This is a genomic window from Nocardioides segetis (assembly GCF_051390595.1).
In the GTDB taxonomy this organism is placed as follows: domain Bacteria; phylum Actinomycetota; class Actinomycetes; order Propionibacteriales; family Nocardioidaceae; genus Nocardioides.
Genome location: NZ_JBNINR010000007.1, coordinates 61,389 through 75,976, shown reverse-complemented (window position 1 = coordinate 75,976; position 14,588 = coordinate 61,389). Strand labels below are relative to the sequence as shown.

The 14,588-nt window shown below is 74.7% G+C and carries 11 protein-coding genes; 3 read left to right on the top strand and 8 right to left on the bottom strand.

The genetic code is table 11. The features are described 5' to 3' along the window. Nucleotides 1–6: 6 nt before the first annotated feature. The 5 genes from ACPZVR_RS14760 to ACPZVR_RS14740 form a co-directional block, all read right to left on the bottom strand. Complete coding sequence (locus tag ACPZVR_RS14760) at nucleotides 7–936, bottom strand: universal stress protein (RefSeq protein ID WP_436700359.1); 930 nt, start codon at nucleotides 934–936, stop codon at nucleotides 7–9. After that, nucleotides 923–4,309, bottom strand: a complete 3,387-nt coding sequence (cydD, locus tag ACPZVR_RS14755; RefSeq protein ID WP_436700358.1) for a thiol reductant ABC exporter subunit CydD — start codon at nucleotides 4,307–4,309, stop codon at nucleotides 923–925. Before cydD ends, ACPZVR_RS14760 begins: the two co-directional genes overlap by 14 nt. Beyond that, nucleotides 4,306–5,310: a cytochrome d ubiquinol oxidase subunit II gene (cydB, locus tag ACPZVR_RS14750; protein ID WP_436700357.1), complete on the bottom strand. Its 1,005-nt coding sequence runs from the start codon at nucleotides 5,308–5,310 to the stop codon at nucleotides 4,306–4,308. Before cydB ends, cydD begins: the two co-directional genes overlap by 4 nt. 17 nt (nucleotides 5,311–5,327) lie before the next feature. Beyond that, the gene (locus tag ACPZVR_RS14745; protein ID WP_436700356.1) at nucleotides 5,328–6,770 is read right to left on the bottom strand and encodes a cytochrome ubiquinol oxidase subunit I; all 1,443 of its coding nucleotides are present in this window, start codon (nucleotides 6,768–6,770) and stop codon (nucleotides 5,328–5,330) included. A 117-nt stretch (nucleotides 6,771–6,887) separates the two neighbouring features. After that, nucleotides 6,888–7,874, bottom strand: a complete 987-nt coding sequence (locus ACPZVR_RS14740; protein WP_436700355.1) for an Acg family FMN-binding oxidoreductase — start codon at nucleotides 7,872–7,874, stop codon at nucleotides 6,888–6,890. Between the two features lie 129 nt (nucleotides 7,875–8,003). On the opposite strand from ACPZVR_RS14740, the gene ACPZVR_RS14735 reads away from it, so the two are divergent. Then, entirely contained in the window at nucleotides 8,004–8,675 is a 672-nt protein-coding gene (locus tag ACPZVR_RS14735) for a response regulator (RefSeq protein WP_436700354.1), read from the top strand. Here the strand turns inward: ACPZVR_RS14735 and ACPZVR_RS14730 are convergent. After that, nucleotides 8,650–9,108 carry a pyridoxamine 5'-phosphate oxidase family protein gene (locus ACPZVR_RS14730; RefSeq protein ID WP_436700353.1) on the bottom strand — a complete coding sequence of 153 codons (459 nt, stop codon included), beginning with the start codon at nucleotides 9,106–9,108 and terminating at the stop codon, nucleotides 8,650–8,652. The two genes, ACPZVR_RS14735 and ACPZVR_RS14730, sit on opposite strands and share 26 nt — an antisense overlap. A gap of 86 nt (nucleotides 9,109–9,194) precedes the next feature. Here ACPZVR_RS14730 and ACPZVR_RS14725 point away from each other — a divergent pair, with 86 nt between their 5' ends. Continuing rightward, the gene (locus ACPZVR_RS14725; RefSeq protein ID WP_436700352.1) at nucleotides 9,195–10,778 is read left to right on the top strand and encodes a GAF domain-containing sensor histidine kinase; all 1,584 of its coding nucleotides are present in this window, start codon (nucleotides 9,195–9,197) and stop codon (nucleotides 10,776–10,778) included. Here ACPZVR_RS14725 and ACPZVR_RS14720 read toward each other — a convergent pair. Then, nucleotides 10,775–12,277: an acyl-CoA carboxylase subunit beta gene (locus tag ACPZVR_RS14720; protein ID WP_436700351.1), complete on the bottom strand. Its 1,503-nt coding sequence runs from the start codon at nucleotides 12,275–12,277 to the stop codon at nucleotides 10,775–10,777. The genes ACPZVR_RS14725 and ACPZVR_RS14720 overlap by 4 nt on opposite strands. Before the next feature lie 34 nt (nucleotides 12,278–12,311). Between ACPZVR_RS14720 and ACPZVR_RS14715 the strand changes: the two genes are divergently transcribed. Continuing rightward, nucleotides 12,312–13,535 carry an arginine deiminase gene (locus ACPZVR_RS14715; RefSeq protein WP_436700349.1) on the top strand — a complete coding sequence of 408 codons (1,224 nt, stop codon included), beginning with the start codon at nucleotides 12,312–12,314 and terminating at the stop codon, nucleotides 13,533–13,535. Nucleotides 13,536–13,543: 8 nt separating this feature from the next. On the opposite strand, the gene ACPZVR_RS14710 is transcribed toward ACPZVR_RS14715, so the two are convergent. After that, a complete protein-coding gene (locus ACPZVR_RS14710) occupies nucleotides 13,544–14,548 on the bottom strand; it encodes a 5'-3' exonuclease (protein ID WP_436700348.1) in 1,005 nt (334 codons plus the stop codon). Nucleotides 14,549–14,588 lie beyond the last annotated feature (40 nt).

Below are 14,588 nucleotides of genomic sequence, written 5' to 3'. Positions count from 1 at the left end.
TCCTCCTCAGATCTCGGCAGGCGGGTCGGCCTGCGGTACGACGGCGACGGTGGTCCGGGACCGCTCCACGACCGAGGTGGCGACCGCACCGGTGACCAGGCGCAGCAGCGAGTCGACCGGATGCCGTCCGACGACGATGAGGTCCCAGATCGCGCTGGTGTCGGTCAGGCAGTCCTCGGCCATCCCGCGGGCGAGCCGGAGGTCGACCGTGACCTCGGGGAAGTCGGACGCGATGCCGGCGACGCTCTCGCCGAGCAGCGCGCGGTACTCGTCCAGGCCTGTCTCCCGAGGGGAGACCAGCGCCGGCCCGTGCACCGCACCGACCTCGTCCCACACGGCGTGGACGACCGTGAGCGGCAGGTCCCTCAGCGCGGCCTGCCGGAAGGCGAACTCGATGACCGGCAGCGACTCGGGCGTGCCGTCGGCACCGACCAGGACGCCCGCGTCGGGGCGCTCCTCCTGCCGCCGGGGCCGGCAGACGACGACCGGGCACCCGGCGTCGCGGCTGACCGCCGCGCTGACCGAGCCCAGGACCTTGCTGCGGAGGACGCCGCGACCGCGGGAACCGAGCACGATGAGGTGGACGTCGCGGGAGAGGTCGACGAGCACGTGGCGGGGATCGCCCAGGAGGACGGCACTCGCGACCTCGAGGTCCGGCTGGAGCTGCCGGGCGATCTCGACCGCCGCGCCGGTGATGGCGCGGCCGCTCTCCTGCAGCTGCCCGGGGTCGTAGGCGTAGGCAGCGCCCATGCCGCTCCAGGCGATCGCCGGTACGCCGGGAGCGCCGATGGCGGTCACGACGGTGAGCGGGCGCCGCTCCAGAGCGGCCTGCCCCGCGGCCCAGCGGACCGCTCGGTCGGCGTCCTCGGAGCCGTCGGTGGCGACGACGATGCTGGTGGCGGCGACGGGATGCCCGCCGATGTCAGTCGTGGTCATGGGTCCAGCCTTCCGGGACCGGGCCGCCGGCGACACGGGCCGAGGCCCCGGATGCGGCAGGACCTTCGGCCCCCGGCTCCAGCCGGACGGTGCGGTCGACCAGGTCGAGGCCCGCGGCGCCGTGGGTGATCCACAGGACCGATCGTTCCCGTTCTCCGCCGAGCACCTCGCGCGCCAGCGCGGCGCCGGTCGCCCCGTCGAGATGGGCGGTCGGCTCGTCGAGCACCAGCACCGGCTGGTCGGCGAGCAGGGACCGGGCGATCCCGATCCGGGCTCGCTCGCCGCCCGACACGTCCGCGTGACCCGCGCCCACCCAGGTGTGCAGCCCCTCGGGCAGCGCGTCGAGCCAGGCACCGAGATGCGCCCGCCGCAGGGCGTCCTCGACCTCGGCGTCGTCGGCGCCGGGGCGGGCCAGGCGGACGTTCTCGGCCACGGTGGTGGCGAAGACGTGCGGGTGGTCGTCGACCAGACCGACCCGGCGTCGTACGTCGGCGAGGCCGAGGTGCTCCAGCGGCGCACCGCCGAGCTCCGCGGATCCGTCGGCCGGGTCCAGGAAGCGCAGCAGGACCGCGGCGAGTGTGCTCTTGCCGGAGCCGGACGGCCCGACCACGGCGACGCGGTCGCCCGGACCGAGGTCGAGCGACACCGGCGCGGTCAGGGGCGCCCGGGTGTCCCAGCGGGCGCACATCCGGTCGAGCGCGACGGCGTGGCCGCGCGCGGCCGCCCGGCCCGGGATGTCCGGCACCGCGGGCGGGATGTGCTCCAGTGCCGCGAGCCGGTCGTCCGCGGCCGCGGTCCGTGCGGCGAGCAGTCCCGCATCGGCGCAGGGGAGTGCGACATCGACCAGTGCGAGCGGCAGCAGCACCAGCAGCGCCATCAGCGGTCCGGAGAGGGATCCGCCGGCGACGGCGCCGGCGGTGACGGCGGCCGTGCCGGCGACGGCGGTGCCGCTGCCGACCAGCACCAGACCGCGCGCGGCGGCCAGCCAGCGGGCCGCTCCGACGGCGACCTCGCCCATCCGGGCGCTCGTCGCCGCCACCCGGTCGGCGGTCGACGCCGCGCGCTGCCACATGCGCAGCTCGTCGGCGACCTGCACCGCCTCGACCACGGCTGTCGACAGCTCGGCGCGCAGGCCGACCAGGCGGCGCTCGGCGGCGCGCGCCCCGTGCCGGGCGACGACGAAGGCGAGGGCACCCGCGAGGACCGAGCCCGCCACGACGGGCCCGGCCGGCGGGTGCACCAGGGTGGCGACCACGCCCGCCAGGAGGCCGACCAGGCCGAGCTGGACCAGCGGCATCCGGACCCGGAGCTGGCGATCCACCACGCTGTCGACGTCGTCGACGACGGAGCTGAGCACGTCGCCGCGGCGGCGGCCGAGCCGGGCGGGCACGAGCGGGACCAGGGCGTCGTACACCTCGACGCGCCGGCGGGCGAGCAGCCGCAGGGCAGCGTCATGGGCGCGCAGCCGCTCGACGTAGCGCAGGACGGGCCGGGCGAGGCCGAAGGCCCGGACGCCGACGATCGCGACCAGCAGGGTGAGCACCGCCGGGCGGGTCGACGCCTGCACGATCAGCCAGCCGGCCGTCGCGGTGAGCGCCACGCCGGAGGCCGAGGCCAGCGCGCCGATCAGGGCGGCGCCGGCGAGGACGCGGCGCTCGTGGCCGGCCGGGACCGGGGCCGGAGGCGGCGCCGCAGCGGCGTGGGGGGAGCCGGCCGGGGAGCGGGTCGAGGAGCCTGTCGGGGAGGCCGGGGGCGGGGCCGGCCGGGCCGCCGGTGCCGGCAGCACGATCCGGTGGTCGGCGAGGCCCACCAGCCGCGGTCGGTGTGCGACGACGAGCACGCCGCTGCGGCGGCCCAGGGCGACGATCGTGTCGGCGATGACCTGCTCGGTGAGGTCGTCGAGGTGGGCGGTCGGCTCGTCGAGCAGCACCCACGGCCGGTCCGCCAGCACCACCCGGGCGAGGGCGAGCCGGGCGCGCTCGCCGGCCGACAGCGTCAGACCGTCCTCGCCCAGCGGGGTGGCCAGTCCCAGCGGGAGTGCGCGGACCCGCTCCTCGAGCGCGACCTCGCGCAGCACCGCCCACAGCGCCGCGTCGTCCGCCGCGGGCCGGGCCAGCCGGAGGTTGTCGGCGACGCTGCCCGCCACGAACCGCGGCTGCTGCGGCAGCCAGGCGACCTGGGCCTGCCAGGCCGGCCCGCCGACCGGCGCACCCCCGGCGGTGACGGTCCCGGCCGAGACCGGCAGCAGCCCGGCCACGGCGGCGAGCAGCGTGGACTTGCCGCAGCCCGACGGCCCCACCAGCGCGGTGATCCCGCGCGCCGGGACGAGTGCGGTGACGTCGGCCACGGCGGGGACGGTCCGTCCGGGATAGGTCACCGTGACGCCGTCGATCACCAGTGGCGCGCCTTCGGGGGCAGCGCTGTCGACGGTCTCCGTCGCGCCGCCCGCGAGCAGCTCGTGGGCCTCGGTGAACGTCGCCGCCCCCTCGGCGGCGGCGTGGAACTCCGCGCCGACCCGCCGCAGCGGCCAGTAGGCCTCCGGCGCGAGCAGCAGGACGACGAGCGCGGTCTCCAGGCCGACCGACCCCGACGCCAGCCGGACCCCGATCGTCACGGCCACGAGCGCGACCGACAGCGTCGCGACCAGCTCGAGCACCGCCGACGAGGCGAAGGCGATCCGCAGGGTGCGCAGCGAGGCGCGGCGGTAGCGGTCGGTGACCTCCGCGATCCGGCCCGACTGGGCGCGGGCGCGACGGTGCGCGACGAGCGTCGGCAGGCCGCGTACGACGTCGAGGAAGTGTCCCGACAGCGAGGCCATCGCGCGCCACTGCTGCTCGGCGCGGTCCCGGGTCGCCAGGCCGACCAGCGCGCCGAAGACCGGCACCAGCGGCAGGGTGGCCAGGACGATCACGGCGCTCAGGAGGTCCTGGGTGGCGATCGCCAGGACGGTCAGCGGCGGCAGCACCGCCGCGACCACGAGGGCGGGCACGTAGCGGGTGACATAAGGCTCCGCGGCCGTCACGCCGCGGGTGGCGAGCACCGCGGCCTCACCGGCGGCTGCCGCGGCGCCCGAGCGGTCGACGTACGCGCGGACCAGGCGTCGGCGCAGTGCCGTGCTGACCACGGCGGCGGCCCGGGCGGCGCACAGGTCGGCCGCAGCGCCGGTCAGTGCGCGCAGCGCCAGGATTCCGATGACGCCGAGCCCCCATCCCGTCAGGCCGTCGCCGCGCAGCACGGCGACGACCAGCCCGGTCACCACCCAGGCCTGGGCGATCACCACGACGCCGCCGGCCACGCCCGCCGCCACGACCCCGGCGAGATCGGCGCGGGCGGGGGTGAGCATCGCGCGCAGGCGCGGGTCCGAGGGCCTCATCGGGCCGGCACCGGGATGTGGTGGGTCGCGATCCGCTTGCGGAACACCCAGTAGGTCCAGCCCTGGTAGGCGAGCACCAGCGGTGTGAACAGCACCGCGGTGACCGTCATGATCTTCAGGGTGTACGCCGTCGCGGCCGCGTTGGTCGTCGTCAGGCCGGTCCCGTCGGCGAGCGTCGTCGGCATCACGTCGGGGAAGAGCGCGAGGAACAGACCCGCGACCGCGATCCCGATCGCGAGGAAGGTGCCGAGGAAGGCCCACCCCTCCCGGCCGGCGCAGGCCCCCAGACCCGCGCCGACCAGGGCCAGCGCCGCCACGACGAAGGCGACCGCGGAGGCCGCCGTCCCGGTCTGCTGCTGGGTCCAGGCCAGGAACGCCACCGCCAACAGCGCGGTCACGCCGACCAGCGGGACGGCCAGGCGCCGGGCCCGGTGCCGGATCTCCCCGTCGGTCTTGAGCGCGAGGAACAGCGCGCCGTGGGTGAGGAACAGGACCAGCGTGGTCAGTCCGCCCAGGAGCGCGTACGGGTTCAGCAGGTTGAGGAAGCCGCCGGCGTACTCCAGGTCGGCGTCGATCGGCACGCCGCGCAGGATGTTCGCGAACGCCACTCCCCACAGCAGCGACGGCACGAACGAGCCCACGATGATCGCGAGGTCCCAGCGGGCCTTCCAGCGCAGGTCGTCCCGCTTGGCGCGGTACTCGAACGCCAGGCCGCGGACGATGAGCGCCAGCAGGATCAACAGCAGCGGCAGGTAGAACCCGCTGAACAACGTGGCGTACCACTCCGGGAACGCCGCGAAGGTCGCGCCGCCGGCGACCAGCAGCCACACCTCGTTGCCGTCCCACACGGGACCGATGGTGTTGATCATGACGCGGCGCTCGGTGTCGTCGCGGCCCAGCACGGGCAGCAGCATGCCGACGCCGAAGTCGAACCCCTCGAGGGTGAAGTAGCCGATCCACAGGACGGCGATCAGGACGAACCAGACGGTGGTGAGCTCCATGGGGTGGCCCTTCGGTCTCAGTAGGCGAAGGCGAGGGGGCGGTCCTCGCCGGGGCGGTCCGCATCGGCCGGTACGTCGGGCGGCAGCTCCTCCGCGCCCTTGCGGATCCAGGTGAGGAGCAGGCGCACCTCCACCACGGCCAGCACGCCGTAGACCGCCGTCAGCGCGATGAGGGAGGTCCAGGCCTCGCCGGTCGTGAGCCCGGGGGAGACCGAGTGCTCCGTCGTCATCAGGCCGAAGACCGCCCAGGGCTGGCGGCCCATCTCGGTGAAGATCCAGCCGAAGGAGTTGGCGAACAGCGGCAGGAAGGGCAACCCGATCGCCGCGGCGAGCACGGCCCGGCCGGCGGGGGCCCGGCCCTGCCGGGTCGCCCAGAGGATCCAGGCGGCGATCGCGGCCCCAGCCATGCCCAGGCCCATCATCAGCCGGAACGACCAGTACGTCAGCGGGATCACCGGCGTGTAGTCGCCGGGGGAGTAGTACGCCGCGCCGGGGTCCGCTCCGTAGGTCTCGCGGTACTTCTCGCGCAGGTCCTCGATCCCCTCGACCTCGCCGCCCGGCGTGCCGGTCGCGAGGAAGGACAGCAGTCCGGGGACCTTGATCGAGAACGTCTCGTGCTCGCCGTCGAGGGTCCCGAGCTGGAAGACGGAGAAGTCCGCGGGCGCCTCGGTCTCGTAGAGGCCCTCGGCCGCGGCCATCTTCATCGGCTGGACCTCGGTCATGATCTTGCCCTGGACGTCGCCGCTGACGGCGACGCCGAGCGCCGCGACCAGCACGATCCAGGCGCCGGTGCGCACCGCGGGACGGTAGACCGCACGGTCCTCGGCGGTGCGCGCCCGCCGCAGGTGCCACAGCGCGATGCCGACCACGAAGGCCGCACCGGTCATGTAGGCCGACAGCACGACGTGCGGGAAGGTCACCAGCTGGACCTTGTTGAAGAGGACGGCGGCGAAGTCGTTCATCTCCGCACGTCCGGTCTCGGGGTTGAACGCGTAGCCGACGGGATGCTGCATCCATGAGTTCGCCGCGAGGATGAAGTACGCCGAGAACAGCGTGCCGACGTGGACCAGCACCATGCAGGCCGCGTGCAGCCTCGGGTTCAGCCGGTCCCAGCCGAAGATCCACAGGCCGAGGAAGGTCGACTCGAGGAAGAACGCCAGCAGGCCCTCGATCGCGAGCGGCGCGCCGAACACGTCGCCCACGAAGCGCGAGTAGTCGCTCCAGTTCATGCCGAACTGGAACTCCTGCACGATGCCGGTCACCACGCCGATGGCGAAGTTGATCAGGAACAGCTTGCCGAAGAACTTCGTCAGTCGCAGCCAGCGCTCGTCCCTGGTGCGCAACCAGGTGATCTCGTAGCCGGCGATGATCGCCGAGAGTCCGATCGTGATCGGGACGAACAGGAAGTGGTAGACGGTCGTGATGGCGAACTGCCACCGTGCGATGTCGGTCGGGTCCACGGATGCTCCTGGCAGGGGGCGGATGCTGACAGGCCCACGCTAGGAAGCGCCGGGGGTGCGGTCCCACGGCCGGAATTCCCGGCGCCGTGGGACTTTCGGCCCCCGGCGGTGGGACCGTCAGGGCTCGAGGACGTCGGCGAGCGGGCGCCGCGGCGTCCGGGGGAGTCCGCCGCGGCCGATCGCCTGCCACCCCACACGGAGCAGGACGTGCGGCTCGAAGGCGCCGCCGAGCACGGAGCGGCCGATCTCGCGGCGGGTCTCCTCCACCTCGGTCGGCTGGCTCATCGGGACCACGGACAGGCCCTCCCGGGTGGCCTCCAGCCACAGCGCGCTCATCGCCTCCCCCGAGCGCAGCCAGCCGGCCACGTCGTCCTCGTCGCCGCCGAGCGCGATCACCCGGTCCCCGCCGTGGAGGACCATCCGGGTGTCCTCCAACAGCCCGGGACGGAACCGTGACCTCGCCTGCAGCGGATCGGGCTCGTCGGGCAGCAGGGCCGCGGGGATGCCGTCGGCGCCGGTGCGACCGACCCAGCGGTCCTGCTCGGCCTGGCGACGTGCGTCCAGCTCCAGCGCGGTGAGCGCCTGGTTCGCCAGCAGCTCGAGGCGGAACCGGGCACCGTCGTCGGTCACCGCGGCGGCGCGCGCTCCCCACGGTGCGGCGAGACGGCACAGGTCCTCGAGCCGGTGGCCGGGCACCGGCCAGGCGGTGAAGCGGCGCCGATCGGTGCGGCGGGCGTGCAGCAGCGCCAGGTCCTCCGGTACGTCGACCGCCGGGTCGCGTCGACGCACCCGGACGCGTGCCAGCACGGTCTCGTCGGGGCCTGGCGGGACCCGCTCGACGTCGGTCGCCCAGCCGAGCGCCCGGGCCGCGAAGCGCAGGTGGTGCAGCGCCGCCCCGCAGCTCAGCGTGAGATCGCGACCGCGCGGGTCCTCCACGGGCAGCCGGCGGGTCAGGTCCGCGGAGAGCGTCAGCAGCCCGCCGGCGTACCGCCAGCGCCACGGTTGGGTGTTGTGCACGCTCGGGGCCAGGCAGGCCAGCGCCACCAGACGCTCGATGTCGGTCGTCGGCGCCGGCTCGACGCGCGGCACGGCGGGACTGCTCATGGCAGCGCTCCTCTCTGTCGTACCGATCAGCCTGCTCGGCCGGTGCTCCCGGCGGGAGGGCCGAAGGTCCCGAACCGGCGGGTGCGCGGTCCTCGCCGGGCGGCACGGTTCGCGGCTACCGTGGGTGGGGTGAGTGACGATGCGACGCCGGCGACCTCCGCGCAGATCCGGGTCTACCTGCTCGACGACCACGAGATGATCCGCCGCGGGATCCGCGACCTGCTCGAGAGCGAGGGCGACATCGTCGTGGTCGGCGAGTCGGAGTCCGCGCAGGAGGCGACCCGGCGGATCCCCGCGCTGCGACCCGACGTCGCGATCCTCGACGGGCGGCTGCCCGACGGCTCGGGCATCGACGTGTGCCGCGACGTGCGCTCGCAGGACCCGTCGATCAAGGCGCTCATCCTGACGTCCTACGACGACGACGACGCGCTCTTCTCGGCGATCATGGCGGGGGCGGCCGGCTATGTGCTCAAGCAGGTGCGCGGTCACGACCTGCTCGACATCGTGCGCCGGGTGGCCGCGGGCCAGTCGACCCTCGACCCGTCGGTGACCGCGCAGGTGCTCGACCGGATCCGCTCCGGACCGCCGGTCAACGAGGAGCTCTCGTCGCTCACCGAGCAGGAGCTGCGGATCCTCGACCTGATCGGGCAGGGCCTGACCAACCGGCAGATCGCCCGCGAGATCCACCTCGCCGAGAAGACGGTGAAGAACTACGTCTCCTCGCTGCTGGCCAAGCTGGGCATGTCCAGCCGCACCCAGGCGGCCATCTACGCGGTCAAGCACGCTCCGCCGACGAGCTGACCAGGCGCCGTCCGGTCACCGAGCCGACGGCGATGCGCAGCCCGAGTACCCGGGGCCCGGTCACCCAGGGTCGCGGGCCGTCCGAGGCGATCCGCTCCCTCACGCAACGGCCGCGGACCAGCACGCTCCACCCGTCGTGTCGCTGCTCGTCGATGTCGTCGACCTCGAAGGCGACCTCCCGGTCCGCGCAGTCGCGTGCCATCAGGGAGTAGGGCGTCGTGCGCAGCAGCACGGTGCCCTCGCCGACGGCGAAGTTGACCGGGACGACGGACATCCCCTCCGCGCCGGACCAGGCGAGCCGGCCCACGGGGCGCGACCGGAGCAGCTCCCAGCACTCCTCCTCGGACAGCACCACCAGCCGGCCGGGCTGGACGTCGGACTCCTGCACCGGGACCACCTCCTCGTCGGGCCACTTCTGCGGGGACAGCTCCATGCTGGCCCGCCGGCGCGGCTCGCCCCAGGTGCCGAGGTCCCGAACACCGCGGGTCCTTGGACCTGCTGCCGGTAGCGTTCGGGGGCATGGACGGGATGGACGCCGACCGGCCGGTGGACCTGGACGAGGTCGAGTTCGAGGACCTGGTGCGAGCCGTGCTCGACCGGATGCACGGCGCCCTGGACCAGCAGGCGCGCCTCCAGCTCCTCCTCGACGCCGTCGTCACGATCTCGGCGGACCTGAGCCTCGACGGCGTCCTGGCCCGCATCGTCGCGATCGCGAGCCGGCTCGTCGACGCGCGGTACGCCGCGCTGGGCGTCCTGAGCGCAGGTGGCAGCCGCCGGCTGCGCACCTTCGTCCACCACGGCATCTCCGCCGACCTCGCCGCCGAGATCGGCGACCTGCCGACCGGGCACGGCCTGCTCGGGCTGATCATCGACCGGCCCGAGCCGCTGCGCCTGCACGACATCGCCGAGCACCCGGCGTCGTACGGCTTCCCGGAGCACCACCCGCCGATGAGCTCCTTCCTCGGCGTGCCCGTGCGGATCCGGGACCGGGTGTTCGGGAACCTCTACCTGACCGAGAAGGCGGGGGGCGGCGACTTCACGTCGGAGGACGAGGAGATCGTGGTCGCCCTCGCCGCGGCGGCCGGCGTCGCGATCGAGAACGCCCGGCTCTACGAGGAGACCACGACCCGCGAGGCGTGGGCCCGCGCCACGGCCGCGCTCGCGCCGGCCCTGGCCGACCCCGACCCGGCGGACGACCCGGTCGCCGGGCTGGCCGCGCGGGCGCGGGACCTGGCCGGTGCCGACGCCGCCTGGGTCACGCTCACCCCGGAGGGGGAGGCGGCGTCGGTCATCGCGCGCAGTGGGATCGAGGACCACGGCGACGGTCCGGTCCTCGCGGTGCCCTTCGCGCCCTCGGCGGAGGCGAGCGGCACCCTGTCGCTGGCCTGGTCGCCGGCCCACGAGGACCGCTACCACGTGCTCGACCGGGAGCTCGTCGCGGCGTACGCCGAGCAGGCCGCGCTCTCGCTGCAACTGGCCGAGGCGCGCGAGGACCAGCGCAGGCTCGCGGTCCTCGAGGACCGTGACCGGATCGGGCGCGATCTCCACGACCTCGTCATCCAGCGTCTCTTCGCCGTCGGGCTCGGCCTGCAGGGCGCGACCCGCCTGGTGCAGAAGCCCGAGGTCGCCGCGCGCATCGAGCAGGCGGTCGACGACCTCGACGCCACGATCAAGGACATCCGGCGCGCGATCTTCGGGCTGAGCACCGTCGAGACGGCCGGCGACGTCCAGGCGGAGGTCACCCGGCTGGTCGACCGGGCGGCGTCGACCTTGAAGTTCCGGCCCGCGCTGCGCTTCGAGGGTCCGGTGCGCACCCTCGTCCCCGACGACGTCGTCCCGGACCTGCTCGCGGTCCTGGCCGAGGGCCTGTCGAACGCCAGCCGCCATGCGGGCGCGAGCGCGGTCGAGGTGATCGTGGAGGCGGGGGCCGCGATCGTGCTGACGGTCAGCGACAACGGCCGCGGGATGGCGGGCGCGGTGACCGAGAGCGGGATCGCCAACATGCGCGCCCGGGCCGAGCAGCGCGGCGGCGGGCTGCGGGTGGAGTCCGCGCCCGACGGCGGCACCACGCTGGTCTGGTCCGTGCCACGGGTCCGTTCCTAGCCCGCCGCCCGGAGGGTCGCGGCGACCACGGCCCGGGTCTCGGCCGGGTCGATCACGTCGTCGATCTCGAAGACCCGCGCCACGTTGAGCGCGCTGGCGTGGGCCCGCAGCTCGGCGGTGTGCCGGGCGACGGCCTCCTCGCGCTCGTCCTCGGGCAGGGCGGCGAGTTCGTGGGCGAGCGAGAGCCGGACCGCGCCCTCCAGACCCATCGCGCCGAGATGCGCGTCGGGCCACGCCACCGTCAGCAGGGGCCGGTGGGTGCTGCCACCGAGCATCGCCTGGGCGCCCAGCCCGTAGCCGCGCCGCAGCACCACGCCGACCAGCGGCACGGTGAGACGGGCACCGGCGTTGACCATCCGCGACGCGTGGCGGACCAGGCCGGCCCGCTCCGCGTCGGGCCCGACCATGAAGCCGGGGGTGTCGACGAGGGACAGCACGGGGAGGCGCCAGCGCTCGCACAGGTCCAGGAAGTCGGCGGCCTTGGCGGAGGCGTCGGCGGTGAGCGCCCCGGCGAGATGGGTCGACTGGTTGGCGACGACGCCGAGGGGGATCCCGTCGATCCGGGCGAACGCGGTGACCAGCTCGGGTGCCCAACCCTCCCGCAGCCAGGTCACGCTGTCCGCGTCGGCGAGGGCCGCCACGACCGGGCGGACGTCGAAGGCCTCCCGGTCGTTGACGGGCAGCATCGTGCGCAGCTCCGCGGGATCGGCCCCGGCCCCGGCGGCGGGCGCCGGGCCGGAGAGGTAGCCGAGGACGCGTCGTACGACGGCCACCGCCTCCTCCTCGTCGTCCACCACGACGTCGAGCACCCCGTTGGCGGCCTGCACCTCGACCGGGCCGATGTCCTCGGCCGCGAACCGCCCGAGCCCGCCGCCCGCGATCATCGCCGGCCCGGCCATGCCCAGGTTGGCCTCCGGGGTCGCGATCCGCAGGTCCGCGCTGCCGGCGAGCACGGCATTGCCGGCGAAGCAGCGTCCCGACACGACGGCGATCCGCGGCACCACCCCCTCCAGGGCGCCCCACAGGGCGAACGAGCCGACGTCGAGGGCGGAGACCAGTGGCAGGTCGACGTCGCCCGGCCGGCCACCGCCGCCCTCGGTGAAGAAGACGGTCGGCAGACCCATCCTGCCGATCAGCTCGACGAGGCGGTCGGACTTGCGGTGTCCGCGCATGCCCTGGGTGCCCGCCATGACGAGGTAGTCGTACGACAGCACGGCACACGGCCGCCCGTCGATGGTCGCGGTGCCGCCGATGATGCCGTCCGCGGGCGCCTCGACGACCAGCTCGGCCAGCGGCCGGCGCCGCTCCTGGGCGGCGGTCACGAACCGGCCGTACTCCACGAAGGAGCCCGCGTCGACGAGATCGGCGATGTTCTCCCGGGCAGTACGTCGACCGCGCGCGTGCCAGCGGGCGACCTTCTCCCCGCGGGCCTCGTCGGTGGTGAGGAAGCGCCGCGCGAGCAGCTCGGTCAGGCCGGTGGCGGGGGCGTCGTCGGTCACCGGGTCATCATGGCGCAGCGGGTACCTTCTGGTGATGACCCTCCACGTCGGATCCGAGGTCGGCACGCTCCGGCAGGCGATCCTGCACCGCCCGGGGCTCGAGATCGAGCGGCTCACGCCGACCAACAAGGACGACTACCTGTTCGACGACCTGCCCTGGGTCGGGCGGGCGCGCGAGGAGCACGACGCCTTCGCCGCGGCGCTGCGTGCCGAGGGCGTGGTCGTGCACCTGCTCGACCGGTTGCTGGCCGAGACGCTGGAGATCCCGCAGGCCCGCGCGCACGTGCTCGCCGCGACCTTCGACGAGCGGTGCTACGGGCCGCTCGCCGCCGACGCCCTGCACAACCTCTTCGCCGGCCTCGACGCCGCGGAGCTCGCGGCCCGACTGGTCGGGGGGATGACCCGTGCCGAGGTGGCGGAGCGGATCGAGGAGCCCCGCTCGGTCGTCGTACGGACCCTGCGGGACGACGACCTCCTCGTGCCCCCGCTGCCGAACCAGCTCTTCACCCGCGACACGTCCGCGTGGATCTACGACGGCGTCAGCGTCAACGCGATGAGCAGGCGCGCCCGGAGACGCGAGACGATCCACTACGAGGCGATCTACCGGTGGCACCCGGCGTTCGCCGGGCAGGGGTTCCGGTGGTGGTCCGACGGGGCGGCGGACGCGCCGGCGACCGTGGAGGGCGGCGACATCCTGGTGCTGGGGCGGGGCGCGGTGCTGGTCGGGATGAGCGAGCGGACGACGCCCCAGGGCATCGAGCGGCTCGCCCGCCGCCTGTTCGCCGCCGGCAGCGCCGAACGCATCGTGGCGGTCGCCCTGCCGCGGGAGCGGGCGTTCATGCACCTCGACACGGTGCTGACGATGATCGACGAGGAGACGCTGACCCAGTACGCCGGGCTGGGCGACCTGCCGGCCTACACGATCGAGCCCGGCGACACCGACAAGGAGCTCGCGGTCACCGCCCACCCGCCCGGCGGGCTCCCGGCCGCGATCGCGGCGGCGCTGGGGGTGGACCGGATCCGGATCCTGACCCCGACCCAGGACGCCCGCGCCGCCGCGCGGGAGCAGTGGGACGACGGGTGCAACGTGCTCGCGGTGCGGCCCGGGGTGGTGGTCGCCTACGAGCGCAACGCCGCGACCAACGACCACCTGCGCGCGCACGGGGTCGAGGTGATCACCATCGCGGGCAGTGAGCTGGGCCGGGGCCGGGGCGGGCCGCGGTGCATGACCTGCCCGGTGGAGCGCGACGGGATCTGAGCCCGCGGTCAGCCGCGCGGGACGGAGGCCGGGTCGCCGGTGAGCACCCGCAGGGCGAGGGCGGTGGTGGCCTCCATGTTGAGGTGGCCGACCACCCGCTCGACCCGCTCGATGTCGAGCGGCAGCAGGCCCGGCGTCCCGGGCACGTCGGGGGTCAGCCCGAGGTCGAGGTCCGTGCGACCGGACATCAGGCGCAGATTGAACTCGTAGGTCGCTCGGGCGCCCGGCGCGGTCAGCCGCTTGAGGACCGTCGCGCCCGTCCGGCGGGCGCCGGTCTCCGCGGCCCACGCATCCAGCGCGGCGACCACGGAGCGGCCCTCGTCGTGCTCGATGTCGGCCCAGATCTCGCGCATCGAGCCGATGTGGGAGAGGAGGTAGGCCGCCGTCTTCTCGCCGATCCCGGGCACGCCCGGCAGGTTGTCGCTGGCATCGCCCCGCACGGCGGCGAACTCCAGGTAGCGCTCCGCCGGGACGCCGTACATCGAGCGCAGGTGGGCGGGGGTGAGCAGGGGCGAGCCGTGGATGCCGCCGTCGATGAGGCGCAGCACCCGGGTGTGCTCGCTGATGTGGGCGAAGGAGTCGCGGTCGGAGGTGATGATGACGCAGCTCCAGCCGTTGGCCTCGGCCCAGGTCGCGGCGGAGGCGTTCACGTCGTCGGCCTCGAGGCCCGGCGGGGTGAGCGTGGCCAGGCCGAGCGCGTCGAGCAGCGCCCCCGCGCGGTCGAGCTGATCGACCAGCTCCGGGTCCTTCTCGGCCCGGCCGGCCTTGTAGTCGGGGTAGGCGTCGCGGCGCACGGAGGAGGTCCGGTCGTCGAGTCCGAAGATCACCGCGTCGGGCGCGAAGGAGTCGATCGACTCGATGATCTGTCGCAGCATGCCGTGCAGGGCCCAGGCGGGCCGCCCGCCGCGGTCGCGGTGCCGGGTGTGGGCGCGCGCGTGGTGGTGGCGGTGCAGCAGGGACGGGGCGTCGACGGCGAGCAGCAGCCTGCGGGGGCGGTCCGGGACGGGATTCATGGCGATCCCGTCGATCCTAGGGCCGCACCCCAGGGTGCTG

Excerpts from the sequence above, each read along its gene's own strand:
- ACPZVR_RS14760 (WP_436700359.1), bottom strand. The coding sequence starts at position 936 with ATGACCACGACTGACATCGGCGGGCATCCCGTCGCCGCCACCAGCATC.
- cydD (WP_436700358.1), bottom strand. The coding sequence starts at position 4,309 with ATGAGGCCCTCGGACCCGCGCCTGCGCGCGATGCTCACCCCCGCCCGC.
- cydB (WP_436700357.1), bottom strand. The coding sequence starts at position 5,310 with ATGGAGCTCACCACCGTCTGGTTCGTCCTGATCGCCGTCCTGTGGATC.
- ACPZVR_RS14740 (WP_436700355.1), bottom strand. The coding sequence starts at position 7,874 with ATGAGCAGTCCCGCCGTGCCGCGCGTCGAGCCGGCGCCGACGACCGAC.
- ACPZVR_RS14730 (WP_436700353.1), bottom strand. The coding sequence starts at position 9,108 with ATGGAGCTGTCCCCGCAGAAGTGGCCCGACGAGGAGGTGGTCCCGGTG.
- ACPZVR_RS14725 (WP_436700352.1), top strand. The coding sequence starts at position 9,195 with ATGGACGGGATGGACGCCGACCGGCCGGTGGACCTGGACGAGGTCGAG.
- ACPZVR_RS14715 (WP_436700349.1), top strand. The coding sequence starts at position 12,312 with ATGACCCTCCACGTCGGATCCGAGGTCGGCACGCTCCGGCAGGCGATC.
- ACPZVR_RS14710 (WP_436700348.1), bottom strand. The coding sequence starts at position 14,548 with ATGAATCCCGTCCCGGACCGCCCCCGCAGGCTGCTGCTCGCCGTCGAC.